Source organism: Sodalis sp. (in: enterobacteria), from assembly GCF_047607725.1.
GTDB lineage: Bacteria > Pseudomonadota > Gammaproteobacteria > Enterobacterales > Enterobacteriaceae > JBLKSS01.
Map to the genome: position 1 here is coordinate 1 of NZ_JBLKSS010000147.1, position 13338 is coordinate 13338.

The window sequence follows — 13338 nt, forward strand, 5'->3', positions numbered from 1 at the left end:
ATCATCGCCGGATTATCCATGATCTGACAGCCGTCCCTTATAGGATGCGGGTTCACTAGGCATCGTAGTGGAACATATTCTTACCGGGCCATACAACAAACCCCCCAATAATTCAAGACGTCCTCCACGGGGCGCTTACGGAAAAATAGACTAAAACTGCGTCAGAAGATGAGCGAACACGTGATCGAATATTACTGGAATGGGTGATCGGAAAATATCGGAATAACTGATCGGATGTCGCCGGAACAGATGATCGGATACGTCGGAATCTGCAGATGATGGTCATGACCGCGGCCATGGTAATCGCGGTTTGTAAAATCGCTTTCACTTCCACCCCCGCGATAATCGCCAGCACGCCGCCGATGATGGCTCCGAGGGAGGCCGGATCCCCCAGGACGGACAGGTGGCGCTGGATTACCTCGGTATCGATTTTGATGTCGCGCACGTAAGGGATGCGATCCACCACAAAGTTCACCAGCCAGGCGGCGGGAACGAACGAGGCAGAGAAGCCATGGGGAATGGAAATGCCCGGTAGGCTGAGATATTTTTCTACATCTTTGCTGGTGCGATCGGCGATAATCATCGTGATGGCGCAGTTGAGCACCGCCGCGAACAGCCCCAGCCACAGATTATCGGTGATAATGGCCACCAGCGAGCCGGCAAAGGCGTGATGCCAGAGGTTCCAAATATCGACGTTCAGGATGCGTGTGGTTTTGGTGTACAGCATCAAGACATTTAGCGCGACGCACACCGGGATCACCAGGGCGCCAACCCGAGTACCCATCGCCACCTCGGCGGCGGCGGGCCACCCCATATCCAGCACGGTCAGGTTGAGACCGAAACGGTTGACGATGGCATGGCTGACCGGCGTGAGGGAATCAATCATCAAATTGACGGTGATGCTCAGACCGATAAAGCCAATGCCCACCATCAGGCCGGCCTTGATGGCCTGCGATATCCGCAGGCGCAGAATGAGACCCAGCACAATAAAGATAAGCGGCATCATCACCGACGCGCCGGTGCTGATGATGTAGTCGATAATAAACATGGCGGTATCCTCAGCCCAGGATTTGGGCTTTAACGCTTTCAAATACCTTATCGGTGCCCATGCCGGTCAACAGCGGCAGCGCATTAATCACCGGCACCGCCACCTTGGCGGGCGAGGTGGAGACGATAAAATCCAGGTCGCGGCGCGTGGCGGCCTCGGCCACGGTGCCTTGCGAAATTCTCACCTTGTCAAGCAACCCTTCCGCCGCCAGATAGACTTCCAGTTTTTTCAGCGCGGCGGTACTGGTCGTCACGCCGGCGCCACAACAGATCATCATGTGTTTCATAGTCAGTTCTCATTAAAGAAGGTGAACTAATTAAAACACTTTCAATGCAAATGAAATGTGATCACTGTGTAATTTTACACACTAAGTGAACCTTGTTTTACGATTCGGAAACATAAATGGTAACAGTGGAGGAAATTAGCATCAGCATTTTTTATGTAATTCTTTTATTATATTATTTTTATTTAACATTGGTGCGTCGTGGTCGCGATCGGCAATATTTGGAAAGGCTGTCGTGGGTCTGTGTAATTTGAAAGAGAAGGCTCGAGCGGTCGCCGTTGCTGAAGCGTTAGGGTCGCCGTCACCGCTGCTGCGGCGCTAGAGCCGGTGCCGTCGCTGTAGCGGCGTCAGTAGCCTTGTCGTTGCCGCGCTATCCTCAGGCCGCCAGCATCGCGATCGCCACGCCGATCAGCACCATACAAAAGGCAAGTTTCAGCCACATCACGGGCAGCTTGTGCGCCAGGGCCACGCCCCAGGAGACGCTGACGATGCCCCCAGCGCCAGCGGCAGTCCGATGCTCCAGTCCGCGTTGCCGGCCTGTGCGTAGGAAAACAGCGCCGCCGGGGCGCCGGGGACGACCAACGCCAAGGCGATCCCCTGCGCCTGGCTAAAGCCGAACAGCGACACCAGCGCCGGTACTACCACCAATCAGTCACCAACGGTGAAAATGCCCGACATAAACACGCTGGCGATGCCGAGGAGCGGTAAAAGCCGGGCGGACAAAACGGCGGCGGCTGTCGAACCACTGCCAAAGGTAGTAGGTCGCGAGCAGCAGCAAAAACGCGGCAAACGCCTTTTGCAACCTGTCGACAGGCATGGTCGACGCCATTTGCGCGGTGAACCAGGCGGATACGGTGGCGAACAGACAGAGTTTGAAGGTTTGCCGCAAATCGATATGGTTGCGTTGGCGGTAGCGCAGGAACTCGATCAGCACATTGGGCGTTACCATAATCAGCGCGGTGCCCTGGGCGAGAAGCTGATCCATGTGGAACAACAGGCTTAACACCGGGATAGCGATCAAGCCGCCGCCGATGCCCAGCATACCGCCGCAAATTCCCAGCCCAACGCCCAGAATAAGCCAGGACACAATTTCAGACACAATCATAGCTGCATTAGATCCATTTCAACTGCGGACTTAACTCTCCCTGTGGCGTTCCGCTAGCGGGGGCGACTGGGACGAAGTACCTACCGCCGTCAGTTGGATCTCAATCAAATAACCGTGATGCAGCGCCGGCACGGGCACCACTGCCCGGGCCGGCTTATGGTGCTGAAGATAGTGCGCGAAGAGTTGATTGAAGAGAGGCCAATGTGCAATCCCGACGATATAGGCGGTACATTGCGCCACCTGCGACCAGCCGCATTCCGCTGCCGCCAGTATCTGCGGCACTGGCGCCGCGCCGCCTCGGTCTGCGCGGCGAAATCCGCCTCGGGCGTCACCGTCACCGACAATACGCCCGACACGAAAACCCAATTGCCCGTTTTGACCGCGTGGGAGTAGTGGCCGGCCGGCGGCGGCACGTCCGGGGCGGTGATGCACTGTAACGCGTCGTGCGATGTTTCAGTCATAATCAACCTTATTGGTTCGTCAGACAACAGGGGACAACATGCTTGGCGACCGGCGTCGGCCGGGCCGCGGCCAGGATCAGGACGCGCGCGGCGGCAGGTATCGCTCGACCAGCCGTGACCAGTAAGTGGCACCGGTAACTAGATTATTATCGTTAAAGTCATAGCCAGGGTTGTGCAACATCTTATTGGCTTGTGCTTCACCGTTGCCGATGCGTATCAGGCAGCCGGGGCGCGCTTGGAGCATGTAGGCGAAATCCTCACTCCCGGTCAGCAAATCCATATCGCCGTCCACATTGTCCTCGCCCACCAATTCCGCAGCCACCTGTAGCGCCAGGGTGGTTTCCGCCTCGCTGTTGCAGACCACCGGATAGCCCTCGACATACTTAATCTCGGCGCTCAATCCCAGGCAGGCCGACTGCAGTTGCACGATGTCGGTAATGCGTTGGCGCAGCAGCGCGCGAATGGCCGGATCGAAGCTACGAACGCTCAGCCCCAGTTGCACTTCGGCGGGGATCACATTCAGCGCTTTGCCGCCGTGCAGCATACCGATGGTGACCACCGCCGTTTTATCAGGCGGGACATTTCTCACCACCACCGTTTGTAGCGCCATGATAATGCTGGCGGCGCCCACCACGGGATCTTGCGCCAGGTGCGGCCGCGCCGGCTCATCAGTTGTCCGCAGGGCCTGCCGGGGTGATTATGCATGGCGAAAACGGCGTCGCAAGGGAAACGCTCAAATAAGCCTTCTTCGACCATTCTTTGCCCACCGCTGTCGAAGCCGCGCTCTTCCGCCGGTTGAAAAATGACATGCAGAGTGCCGTTAAAGCGGCGCGTAGCGGCCAGATAACGCGCCGAGAAGCATCGTCATATGGCCATCATGGCCGCAGGCATGCATGATACCGGGCTGGCGGCTTTGATAGTCGAACGTGTTTTCTTCGTTTATGGGCAGGGCATCCATATCCGCGCGCAGCCCGATAGCGCGGTCGGCGTCCCCGAGTCGCAATATGCCGACAACCCTCTTGCCCGCGACACCGGTAGTGACGTCATAGCCATATTCGTCGAGCAATTGCGCAATCGTGGCGGCGGTATGATGCTTTGCAAACGCCAGCTCCGGGTGCTGGTGGAACCGGCGCCGCAGCGCGGTCAGTTCGGCGTGCCAAGGCGCGAGGTCGGCAAGCTGGACGCCAAAGGTGTTTTCATCTTACAATCCTTCCTGTTATTTGCCCACCTCAAAAGGGGCCCCATTGGATCTCAACGCCGATGATGATGGAGATGGCGAGCCACATGAGCGTGAGGGGAAAGACGAACCGCAGCCACTGGCCATAGCCGATGCGGCCGATGGCCAGCACGGCCATCATCACGCCGGAGGTGGGATTTACCGAGTTAATGACGCCTTCACCAAGCAGAATGGTTTCGACCGTCACCTGACGGGTGATGTGCAGAGCATCGCCCAGCGGGACATACAGCGGCACCAGCGCGGCTGATTCCCCTGAACCGGAAGAGATGGCGATATGCATTATTACTGCGGCGCTGATGAACATTCCCAGGGCCGCAAACATTTCATTCAATGGCGCAAGTAGGCTGGCAATGGCATTAACGAGCGTATCGAGAATATGCCCGTGCCCCAGCACCAGCGCAATCGCCCGCGCCAGACCGACAATCAACGCGCCCGGAATCAATTGGGCGCAGCCTTGTAAGAACGTGTCGGCGATAGCGCCGCCCCGCAAACGGGCAATCAGGCCGACGCCCAGCGCAACGATAATAAGCATTGCCGACATTTCGTTCTCGGACCAGCCGTAGTTGACCGCGCCGTAAATGAACGTTAGCAGGGCAAGGGCGGTGAATGCCAGGATAAGCCAATGGGACGTGGTGACTTTGGCGGTGATGTGCTGTTGCGCGTTTTCGTCTTCGTTTGCCAGTCCGTCGCGTCGACAGCGGCGGGCATAAAGGGTTAGGAAAACGATTGCGCAGACGGCAAAAGCGAGATAAATCCCCAGGCGAAACCCCATGCCGGAAAATAGCGGCAGTTCAGCCAGACGCTGGGCCAGTCCGGTGGTGCCGGGGTTGATAATGGCGGAGTTGAAGCCGGCATAGGTGCCCAGGTAGATGAGACCGACGCCGAAAATACGCGGCAGATTCATCGAGCGCGCCAACAGCATGCCTAACGGAATAAACGCCACCACCTAATTGACGCCGCCGCCGGTGGTGCCCAGCACCGAGAAGACCGCGCATACGCTGAGGATGATTACCGTGTCGCTGCTGCCTTTGCGCCGCGCCATGGCGTTTAGCGCATTGCTCAGTGCGACGGCCTGTTCCAGCACGTTAACCGCGCCGCCGGTAAAGAGAATAAGGAAAATAATCGGCGCGGACTTGACCATACCCTCGGCGATGAAGGTGAATAACGTTCCCGGGCCGACACCGCTGCACGCGACAGGATGAAGGCTGCCCGGAACGGCAAATTTTACCCCCTCGCACAAGACATGATCGAATTCACCAGGCGGAACGATCCAGGTCGCCGCCGTGGTAATGAGCAGCATAATGAACAACAGGACATAGGGATTAATGGTACCGGTCTTTCGGTTGCGCTGGGTTGCCGGTGCGTTGCGCGCCGGGTTTGCGGTGATATCGTGCTGCATTATTGCCCCTCCCAAAGTAAATTAATCAAACATTGTTATAAACCTCAAGCGCTTACTCTTCGGGTAGCCTTTCCCGTTGGCCGACGGCGTCGCGCCGGCCAATCCTCACTTTCGCTGTGTTTGCTGCTTTCGCCGCACTTATCGCGCTGGCTGCGCGTAATGCTTTATCTGTACTCGATGCCCTCGCGGCGTTAAGCGCTGCTACCGCGCCGGCTGCCGTCGCCTGCTTACCGCGGGCGCGTTACCAGCCCTGAAACCGTGACCAGGGAACGGTATTGCCCTGTGCATCACAGGCATGCATTACCGCATGCTGCGCGCCGGTGGCGCAGGCGTGGTTGGGTAAAATGCGCAGCTGTGCGCCCAGGGGGAACAAGGTGGTGATATCGGCCGCAGGTTGGGAAGGGTGGGCGGCAATGATGCCGTGCTCCTGATTGGCGCCGATAACCGTAAAGCCGTCGAAGGGGGTACCGTCCAGCCGGCAGGGCTGTCCGTAACCGTAATCCCGCTGTTGGCTGGCGGTGCCGCGGTCGCGGCTCAGGGCCATCCAGCCGGCATCCACCATAACCCAGCTTTTCTCCTGCTGGTGGCCGATTACCGTGGTCAACACGCTCAAAGCGATATCGTCCAGTTGGCAAACGCCGACGTTGTGCATCACCAAGTCGAAAAAAGGCGTAGACCCCGGCGTGCACTTCACTTACCCCCGCCAGCTGCTGCGCGGCGAAGGCCGTGGGTGTAGATCCCACGCTGACCTGCTCGCAGGGAATACCGGCTTGACGCAGCCGGGTGGCGGCGAGCACCGCGCCGGCCCGCTCCTGTTCCGCCAGGGCGGCGAGTTTTTCTGGCGAGTGCAGTTCATAGCTGGATCCGGCATGCGTTAACACGCCGCCGACGATGGCCCCTCTTTCTTGTAACTGCACCGCCACCGTCAGCAACTCGCTTTCCGCGGGATCAATACCGGCGCGATGACCATCGGTATCAACTTCAATCCAGACCTCGAAATGTTCATCATGGGCGCGGCCGAATTCGCCGCCCTGGCGCGCCGACTCGGCGTTATCGACAATAATTTTCAGATCGCAGCCCTGACGGCGCAGAGCCAGCACCCGCGGGAGTTTGCGGTCGGAAATACACACCGCGTACAGAATGTCGCGGATCCCTGCGGCGAAAAAGACTTCGGCTTCTTTCAACGTCGATACGGTGATGCCGTGGGCGCCCGCCGCCAGTTGCAGGTTGACGACCTCAAGACATTTGGACGTTTTGACATGAGGCCGAAATTTCACCCCCAACTGGTTCATGCGCTGTATGTTTTCTTGCAGCCGCGCGCGATCCAATATTGCGCACGGGGTGTCGAGCTGGTGGAGATGCATGAAGATATCCTTGACGGAAACGGTAAGACGTTTTTTTTATACTAATCAATCTGGAGATCATTGATATTTAATTATGCTAATTCTATGATTCATTTATGCTGAACTCTGCCGATATACAATTTCTGCTGGTGATCCGGGAAAGCGCCAGCGCTATCCCGACGTGGATATCAGGATGACGCTCTCCGACCAGCCCCTGGTCGCCAGCAGCGACCGAAGCGATTTAGTTATCCATATCGGCGAGTTGCGTTCATCGAACCTGATTAGCCATTACATTGCCCCCAATCGGCGCATCCTCTGCGCCTCGCCGGCGTTTATCGAACTCTATGGTCTACCGGCACATCCGCAGGATCTGGCGACGCTACCCACCATCGCGCTGCATGAAAACAATGAAGACGTGACGCTGTGGCAGCTGCGATCGCGGCGCACCACGGTCAACATCCGTACTCAACCGATATTAATAAGTAACGACGGCGAAGTGATCCGGCAATGGGCGGTGGAGGGGCTGGGCGTTATCATGCGTTCGGAATGGGATGTGGCCGATGCCCTGGCGGAGGGAAAACTGCTGCCGCTATTGCCTGACGCCAATGTCGTGGTGCTTACCCACCAGGGCGCGGGGCTGCCAGAGCGGACGCGCGCATTTATGCGCATGATGCAGGAGCAATTCCAGCCGCAGGCTCCCTGGCGCCAGCGACTGCAGGCGGCGGCGCGGGTGAGTCTGTCGTCACCGCGGGCGGGGGAAATATTTTTTCTTTATATAGTTGTATTTGGATATTGGTGGGCAGTGGAGGTTGAGAAAATAATTATATATCAAAATGATTTTATATCTAATATTTATTATACTGCAAACACTTTCCACCGGGCTCATTTGCGGTGCGCTACTTGGCTTTGTTATTCAACGGGGGCGATTCTGCCTAACGGGCGGTTTTCGCGATATGTATCTGGCCAAAAATAACCGTATCTTTTACGCCTTATTGATTGCCATCGCTATTCAAAGCGTCGGCGTATATACCCTCATCGCCGCGGGTCAGTTCAGTTACGATGTCGGCGCTTTTCCCTGGTTGGGCACTATCGTTGGCGGTTACGTCTTCGGGATCGTCATGGCCGGCGGCTGCGCGACCAGTACCAGGTACCGCGCCTGCGAAGGGCTGATAGGCAGCTGGATTGCCCTGGCGGCCTATATGTTAACCAGCGCCGTAATGCGCTCCCCGCATCTGGCTACCTTCAATCAGCACATTGCGTCCTTCCATACTGCCCATAACGCGATGGCGGACACCTTGGGCCTGTCTCCCTGGCTGCTCATCGCCCTATTGGTGCTGGTGACCGGCTGGCTGGTGCGTCGAGAATTAAAAAAAACCGTCGCTGGCGGTAGCCGCTTTACCGGCAAAAAAAACCGGCCTTGCCCATCTGCTGTTCGAAAAACGCTGGCATCCCTTTGCCACTGCCGTGCTGGTAGGCTTTATCGCGACGCTGGCCTGGCCGTTAAGTATCGCCTCCGGACGCATCTTCGGCCAGGGCATTACCGCGCCGAGCGCCAATATTGTGCAGTATCTGGTAATAGGGGATGACAAATTCATTAATTGGGGTGTGTTTTTAGTGCTGGGCATTTTCCTTGGCGCGTTCATCGCCGCCAAAAGCAGCGGCGAGTTCCGCCTGCGCGCCGCCGATACCGCCACCTCGATGCGCAGTTGCGCAGGCGGCATCCTGATGGGGTTCGGCGCCACTGCCGCCGGCGAGTGTTCCCATCGGCAACGGCCTGGTGATGACTGCCATGCTGACCTGGCAGGGCAGGGTCGGGCTAGCATTTATGATTCTGGGCGTCTGGACGGCGTCATGGTATCTGTTCATGCGCCCGCGGCGCCGGGCGGCATTGCGCGCTGCATCAGCCTGATAAATTTAATAAGGAAACGTAATGATTAAGAAACTTGATGTTATCAGCCAGGTTTGTCCTTTCCCTCTTATCGAAGCGCAGTCCGCGATGGCGGCGTTACAGGCCGGCGACGAACTGGTCATTGACTTCGACTGTACGCAGGCGACGGAAAGCCTGCCCTATTGGGCGGCGGAACAGGGACATACCGTTACCGATTACCAGCAGGTGGGAGCCGCGCAGTGGAGCATCACCCTTAAAAAAGCCTGAGGCGGCGCCCCGGGAATAGCGCAAACGGCGAAACGCAAAAGCCCGAGATGGCGACACGGCATCCATCAAGGGCGCGCGGATGCGGCGTTCCGACGCGGGGAAGCCGGCGGCGGGCGGTGATGCATCAGATAGTATTCGCCGTTCTCCACCAAACCGGTGGTAATGACGCGCCAGCCGTTATGCAGATAGAAGCGTAGCGCGCGTTGATTGAGCATAAGGCACTTCAGCGCCATCGTGCCCCGGCATAAGGGATAACAGGCGTCCAGCAGGGCGGTACCGACCTTTTGCCGCTGCCACTGGGGAGCAATAAACAGATTATGCAAAAAACTGTCTTGCACCGAGAGCGAGGCAAAGCCGGCGATATCCTGGTCGATTTCCGCCACCAGGATCTTTTCCCCAAGCGTTACCGCGTCAAAATTTTCCAGCTGCCAGTGGCGGTCATCCAGCCACAGCCAGTTCGTTTTGCGTGAGGCGAGAAACAGCGTGCGCAAAAGCGGGCGGTCCGCTTCCTGATAATTTCTGACGGTAATTTCGCCGCTGTTCCTGTTCATTGCATGTCCTGCTGGCCGGGTAACAAAAGATATGAGCGAAAGTTAATTATAGTACATGTTATTTAATATTCATACTAATCAAAGCAACCGCGACGGATTGAATTGTTCGTCCCGATACTGTGACGGATAATTATAAACACCTCTGTTAGTGGTTGCTTCCATTGTGGGCTTCTTATACTATCCAATAATCATAAAGTAAAATAACTGCAGCGCCGGATTTCCATCATCGGTGCGATTATTCCGTTCATTCAAATAAATATAACAGGTAGAGATAATGGGTGACCCAAGCGATAAGGATTATATGCTATTCATCAACCAGATGAAGAAAAATATTAAACTTTATCTTTCACATATATTTAACGATTCCGATGTTTTCACTTTCGCTTACTTCATGATGAATAAGGACGAAGGACACCCTGCCTATATGATATCCGATTACCCGGCGGGTTGGCTGAATCAATATCGTAATTATGGTTTTCAAAAAATTGACCCGGTAATGCTGATCGCCGGCCGTAAGTTTACGCCTTTTAGCTGGCAAAATAATCCCAATCTACCGGACCAAAACTTTTATAAGATGTCTAGTGATTACGCCCTTGACAACGGTTATACCTTCACGCTGCATGATCCTGACAACAATCTGGCGACGCTAACGATAATCCAGATGAAGCAAGGTTATGATTTTTATGATATAATAGAGCGTGAAAAAGATAAATTTCAGATGTTGCTCATCACCACCCATGAAAAAGTTATCCGCTTTTTCGACGCGCGTAAGGAACAGGTGACCGAGGGGACTGAACAAGAACCCTGTCGGCTGTCGCCACGAGAAAAAGAGGTGTTGTTCTGGGCAAGCGTGGGTAAAACCTATAATGAAATCTCCACTATCCTGTCTATCCGCGAGGGGACAGTTAAATTTCATATTCGCAATATTATCAATAAACTTGGTGTGGCGAACGCAAAACACGCTATCACGCGCGCAATGGAACTGAAACTGTTAAGTTAGTCGTCCAGAAGATTTCCTTCTCAATCCAACGATATCATTGAGACCCTAATATTTAATCCATTTTCTTTATTTAATCTGTAAAAAATACCTTGCTTTGGAGTATGTCAATTCCATTCCTTTAGTTCCCACAACATTTGTGCACTTTGTTCTCTCAGCGCTTGGACGTCATTAAAGGGCCCGGGCTATTAACCCCCCGTCGGGTAAACCTGAAAAATAAAAGGGGTAGATTAACCCGCCGTGCTGGCCAGGGGCATCGCTGGCGGACACGCACCCGCTGCGGCGCGGCAAAAGTGAAACGCGGTATCGGGACCGAAAGCGCGCTGGTTCCGTTGTTTGACGCGCTTGTCAGACACATATAGAGTGAATGGATTGTACTCCGCCGGGCCATTAGGCTATCATCCCCGAAGGAAGAAATCGCCATTTATCCCTAAAAATACTGTTTTATCAATGACTCGGGGTGCCCTGACCGCCAGGTTAAGGCTGAGAAATACCCGTATTACCTGAACTGGATCATGCCAGCAGCGCGCCGCGGCCATGCTGGCGGCGATCGCGGCCGCCCGGACGGCGGATACGCCTTGGGCTCTGGATCCCGTCGGCGTCGGTGCGTTGGATTACCGCAGTCATTTCGCCCGGCATCTGTTGACCCTGCAGCCGGCGGCGGTGCGCGGTAACGCTTCGGAAATTTTAGCGCTGGCCGGCATTGCCCCTGCCGGCCGCGGCGTCGATAGCGGCGATGATTCCCTGCAAGCGCTGCCCGCCGCACGGGCGCTGGCCAAAGACTGTGGCGAGGTGGTAGCGGTAACTGGCGCGGTGGATGTGATTACCGACGGTTTTCACGTCTGGCAGGTCGATGATGGCCATCCGTTAATGACGCGCGTGACCGGTACCGGTTGCGCATTGTCGGCGGTGGTGGCCGCCTGCTGCGCCTTGCCGGGCGAGCGGCTGGACAACGTTGCCGGCGCCTGCCGGCTGATGGCCCGCGCCGGTCGTCTGACCGCCGCCTGGGCGGCGGGGCCTGGCAGCTTTTCCAGCGGCATGCTCGATGAGTTGTATCGTCTGTGCGCGGAGGATGTGCAATGAGCCGAATTTACTATGCGTTGTCCATCGCCGGCACCGATCCCAGCGGCGGGGCCGGCATCCAGGCCGATTTGAAAACCTTTTCAGCGCTCGGCGCCTATGGCACTACGGTAGTCACCTCGCTGGTGGCGCAAAACACGCGCGGCGTACAGTCGGTTTATCCCATTGATGCGGATTTTGTTGCGGCCCAGATGGAGTCGGTGCTTAGCGACGTGCGTATCGATAGCGCCAAAATCGGTATGCTCGGACAAGCATCGGTTATCCGCGCGGTGGCGGCCAAGCTTCAAAAATACCCCATTCCCTGGCTGGTACTCGATACGGTCATGGTCGCGAAAAGCGGCGATACGCTGTTGGATGAGGATGCGGTCACCAGCCTGCGGGATATTTTGTTGCCTTTAGCGTCGATTATTACCCCCAATCTGCCCGAGGCGGCGGTCCTGCTCGGCTGCACGCCGGCGGTGGATGAGCATCAAATGCGTCAGCAGGGCCGCGCGCTCCTGGCACTGGGGTGTCAGGCGGTGGTGATGAAAGGCGGTCATCTGGCCGGCGGCGCGAGCCCGGACTGGCTGATAAGCCCGGACTATGAGCTGCGGTTCGACAGCGCGCGGGTTGCGACACGCCACACCCACGGCACCGGCTGCACGCTGTCAGCCGCGCTGGCCGCGCGGCGCCCGCGTTATGATGACTGGCCGCAAACCCTGCGAGCGGCTAAAGCGTGGCTGCAGCAGGCGCTGCTGCATGCCGATGATTTACGCGTGGGGCAGGGTATCGGACCGGTCCATCATTTCCATGAGTGGTGGTGATACCCCCTCAAGAATGCCGGCGGCGTAGGTGAGCAGGTCATGCGCCAGCTGCAGATGCCGCGCATCGAAAGCGTTGAGCACGAATACTGGCCTCGGTGCGCTGCGGCCGAATCAGCAATGCGGGACGCGGCTGTGCCTGAGCGGCATTGGTGGCCAGGGTATAAATATATCCCGGCTGGATCTGGTTTTGCGCATCGCGCCAAAGCAGTTGCAGCGCCGGCGCCGCGCCCTGCCGACGGCTGATAAAAACATTGCCTGCCCAGAAGCCGGTGAATTCCCCGTCCTGCTGCAGCCGTTTGTCGTCGAAACGGGGGGAGGCGACCCACTGAGCGAGGGCGTCGGCGCTGAGGCTGTCCATCAGGGTCCGCCAGAGCGGTTGATCATTTTCCAACTGGTAACACGCCATTCCGACATAGTCGTTGAGTGCTTGCCATTCCTGCTCCAGCCGCTGTTTTAACGCTTTATCGGTCAACTGGGAATATTGCACCAGCGGGCTTTGCCGCTCGTCCAGTGCAGATTCCGACGTATCCGATCATCTGTTCAGGCGACATCCGATCAGTTATTCCGATATTTTCCGATCACCCATTCCAGTGATATTCAATCACGTGTTCGCTCATCTTTTGACTCAGTTTTAGTTTATTTTTCCTGTGCTGGCTACTCCTTGCTCTTTGCGTAGTGATTCGCCTTTAAGTTCCAGTCGATAGCTGGGGTGTACTAGCCGATCGAGTAACGCGTCAGCCGTCGTGGGGTTTTCTATCAATCCATACCATTTTTTTACCGGCAGTTGACTGATCAGGATGCTGCTGCTTTTGTCGTAACGATCTTCCATCACCTCCAACAGCATCGTTGCCTGCATCGGACTCATTGATTCCAGGC

Annotated in this window: 11 protein-coding genes and 8 pseudogenes; 7 read left to right on the top strand and 12 right to left on the bottom strand. The window is 56.5% G+C overall.

Annotated features, from left to right (window positions below):
• Positions 1-112: 112 nt before the first annotated feature.
• From ACMX3H_RS13340 to ACMX3H_RS13365, 6 genes and pseudogenes are all read right to left on the bottom strand, one after another.
• The gene (locus ACMX3H_RS13340) at positions 113-1048 is read right to left on the bottom strand and encodes a PTS transporter subunit IIC (protein ID WP_415211181.1); all 936 of its coding nucleotides are present in this window, start codon (positions 1046-1048) and stop codon (positions 113-115) included.
• A gap of 10 nt (positions 1049-1058) precedes the next feature.
• Positions 1059-1334: a PTS sugar transporter subunit IIB gene (locus tag ACMX3H_RS13345; protein WP_415211182.1), complete on the bottom strand. Its 276-nt coding sequence runs from the start codon at positions 1332-1334 to the stop codon at positions 1059-1061.
• A 373-nt stretch (positions 1335-1707) separates the two neighbouring features.
• Positions 1708-2436, bottom strand: a pseudogene (locus tag ACMX3H_RS13350) (sulfite exporter TauE/SafE family protein).
• Positions 2437-2466: 30 nt separating this feature from the next.
• A pseudogene (locus ACMX3H_RS13355) lies at positions 2467-2897 on the bottom strand (RidA family protein).
• A gap of 76 nt (positions 2898-2973) precedes the next feature.
• Positions 2974-3531 carry a M20/M25/M40 family metallo-hydrolase gene (locus ACMX3H_RS13360; RefSeq protein WP_415211183.1) on the bottom strand — a complete coding sequence of 186 codons (558 nt, stop codon included), beginning with the start codon at positions 3529-3531 and terminating at the stop codon, positions 2974-2976.
• Positions 3483-3855, bottom strand: a pseudogene (locus ACMX3H_RS13365) (M20/M25/M40 family metallo-hydrolase). The gene ACMX3H_RS13360 and the pseudogene ACMX3H_RS13365 overlap by 49 nt, the downstream one beginning before the upstream one ends.
• Here ACMX3H_RS13365 and ACMX3H_RS13370 point away from each other — a divergent pair.
• Positions 3766-4161: a hypothetical protein gene (locus tag ACMX3H_RS13370; protein ID WP_415211191.1), complete on the top strand. Its 396-nt coding sequence runs from the start codon at positions 3766-3768 to the stop codon at positions 4159-4161. The pseudogene ACMX3H_RS13365 and the gene ACMX3H_RS13370 sit on opposite strands and share 90 nt — an antisense overlap.
• Here ACMX3H_RS13370 and ACMX3H_RS13375 read toward each other — a convergent pair.
• The 3 genes and pseudogenes from ACMX3H_RS13375 to ACMX3H_RS13385 all read right to left on the bottom strand — a co-directional run.
• Positions 4127-5533 (bottom strand): annotated as a pseudogene (locus ACMX3H_RS13375) (YfcC family protein). The gene ACMX3H_RS13370 and the pseudogene ACMX3H_RS13375 overlap by 35 nt on opposite strands.
• Positions 5534-5774: 241 nt before the next feature.
• Positions 5775-6185: a hypothetical protein gene (locus tag ACMX3H_RS13380; protein WP_415211184.1), complete on the bottom strand. Its 411-nt coding sequence runs from the start codon at positions 6183-6185 to the stop codon at positions 5775-5777.
• A gap of 73 nt (positions 6186-6258) precedes the next feature.
• Positions 6259-6897 (bottom strand): annotated as a pseudogene (locus tag ACMX3H_RS13385) (alanine racemase); the annotation flags it as partial.
• A gap of 118 nt (positions 6898-7015) precedes the next feature.
• Here ACMX3H_RS13385 and ACMX3H_RS13390 point away from each other — a divergent pair.
• The 3 genes and pseudogenes from ACMX3H_RS13390 (at position 7016) to tsuB (ending at position 9031) form a co-directional block, all read left to right on the top strand.
• A complete protein-coding gene (locus tag ACMX3H_RS13390) occupies positions 7016-7849 on the top strand; it encodes a LysR substrate-binding domain-containing protein (protein WP_415211190.1) in 834 nt (277 codons plus the stop codon).
• Positions 7734-8785, top strand: a pseudogene (gene tsuA / locus ACMX3H_RS13395) (thiosulfate utilization transporter TsuA/YeeE). Before ACMX3H_RS13390 ends, tsuA begins: the two are co-directional and overlap by 116 nt.
• Positions 8786-8806: 21 nt before the next feature.
• A complete protein-coding gene (tsuB, locus tag ACMX3H_RS13400) occupies positions 8807-9031 on the top strand; it encodes a thiosulfate utilization sulfurtransferase TsuB/YeeD (protein WP_415211185.1) in 225 nt (74 codons plus the stop codon).
• Positions 9032-9096: 65 nt separating this feature from the next.
• Here the strand turns inward: tsuB and ACMX3H_RS13405 are convergent, their stop codons facing one another.
• Entirely contained in the window at positions 9097-9582 is a 486-nt protein-coding gene (locus tag ACMX3H_RS13405; protein WP_415211186.1) for a GNAT family N-acetyltransferase, read from the bottom strand.
• A gap of 274 nt (positions 9583-9856) precedes the next feature.
• Here ACMX3H_RS13405 and ACMX3H_RS13410 point away from each other — a divergent pair, with 274 nt between their 5' ends.
• From ACMX3H_RS13410 to thiD, 3 genes and pseudogenes are all read left to right on the top strand, one after another.
• On the top strand, positions 9857-10582 hold the full coding sequence (locus tag ACMX3H_RS13410; protein WP_415211187.1) for a helix-turn-helix transcriptional regulator: 726 nt from the start codon (positions 9857-9859) through the stop codon (positions 10580-10582).
• A 522-nt stretch (positions 10583-11104) separates the two neighbouring features.
• A pseudogene (locus ACMX3H_RS13415) lies at positions 11105-11662 on the top strand (hydroxyethylthiazole kinase); the annotation flags it as partial.
• Entirely contained in the window at positions 11659-12462 is an 804-nt protein-coding gene (thiD, locus tag ACMX3H_RS13420; protein WP_415211188.1) for a bifunctional hydroxymethylpyrimidine kinase/phosphomethylpyrimidine kinase, read from the top strand. The pseudogene ACMX3H_RS13415 and the gene thiD, both read left to right, overlap by 4 nt.
• A gap of 37 nt (positions 12463-12499) precedes the next feature.
• On the opposite strand, the gene ACMX3H_RS13425 is transcribed toward thiD, so the two are convergent.
• Both ACMX3H_RS13425 and istB read right to left on the bottom strand, forming a co-directional pair.
• Positions 12500-12949 (bottom strand): hypothetical protein, encoded by a 450-nt coding sequence (locus ACMX3H_RS13425; RefSeq protein ID WP_415211189.1) that lies wholly within the window; start codon positions 12947-12949, stop codon positions 12500-12502.
• A gap of 144 nt (positions 12950-13093) precedes the next feature.
• Positions 13094-13338: pseudogene (istB, locus tag ACMX3H_RS13430) on the bottom strand (IS21-like element ISSoEn3 family helper ATPase IstB); the annotation flags it as partial.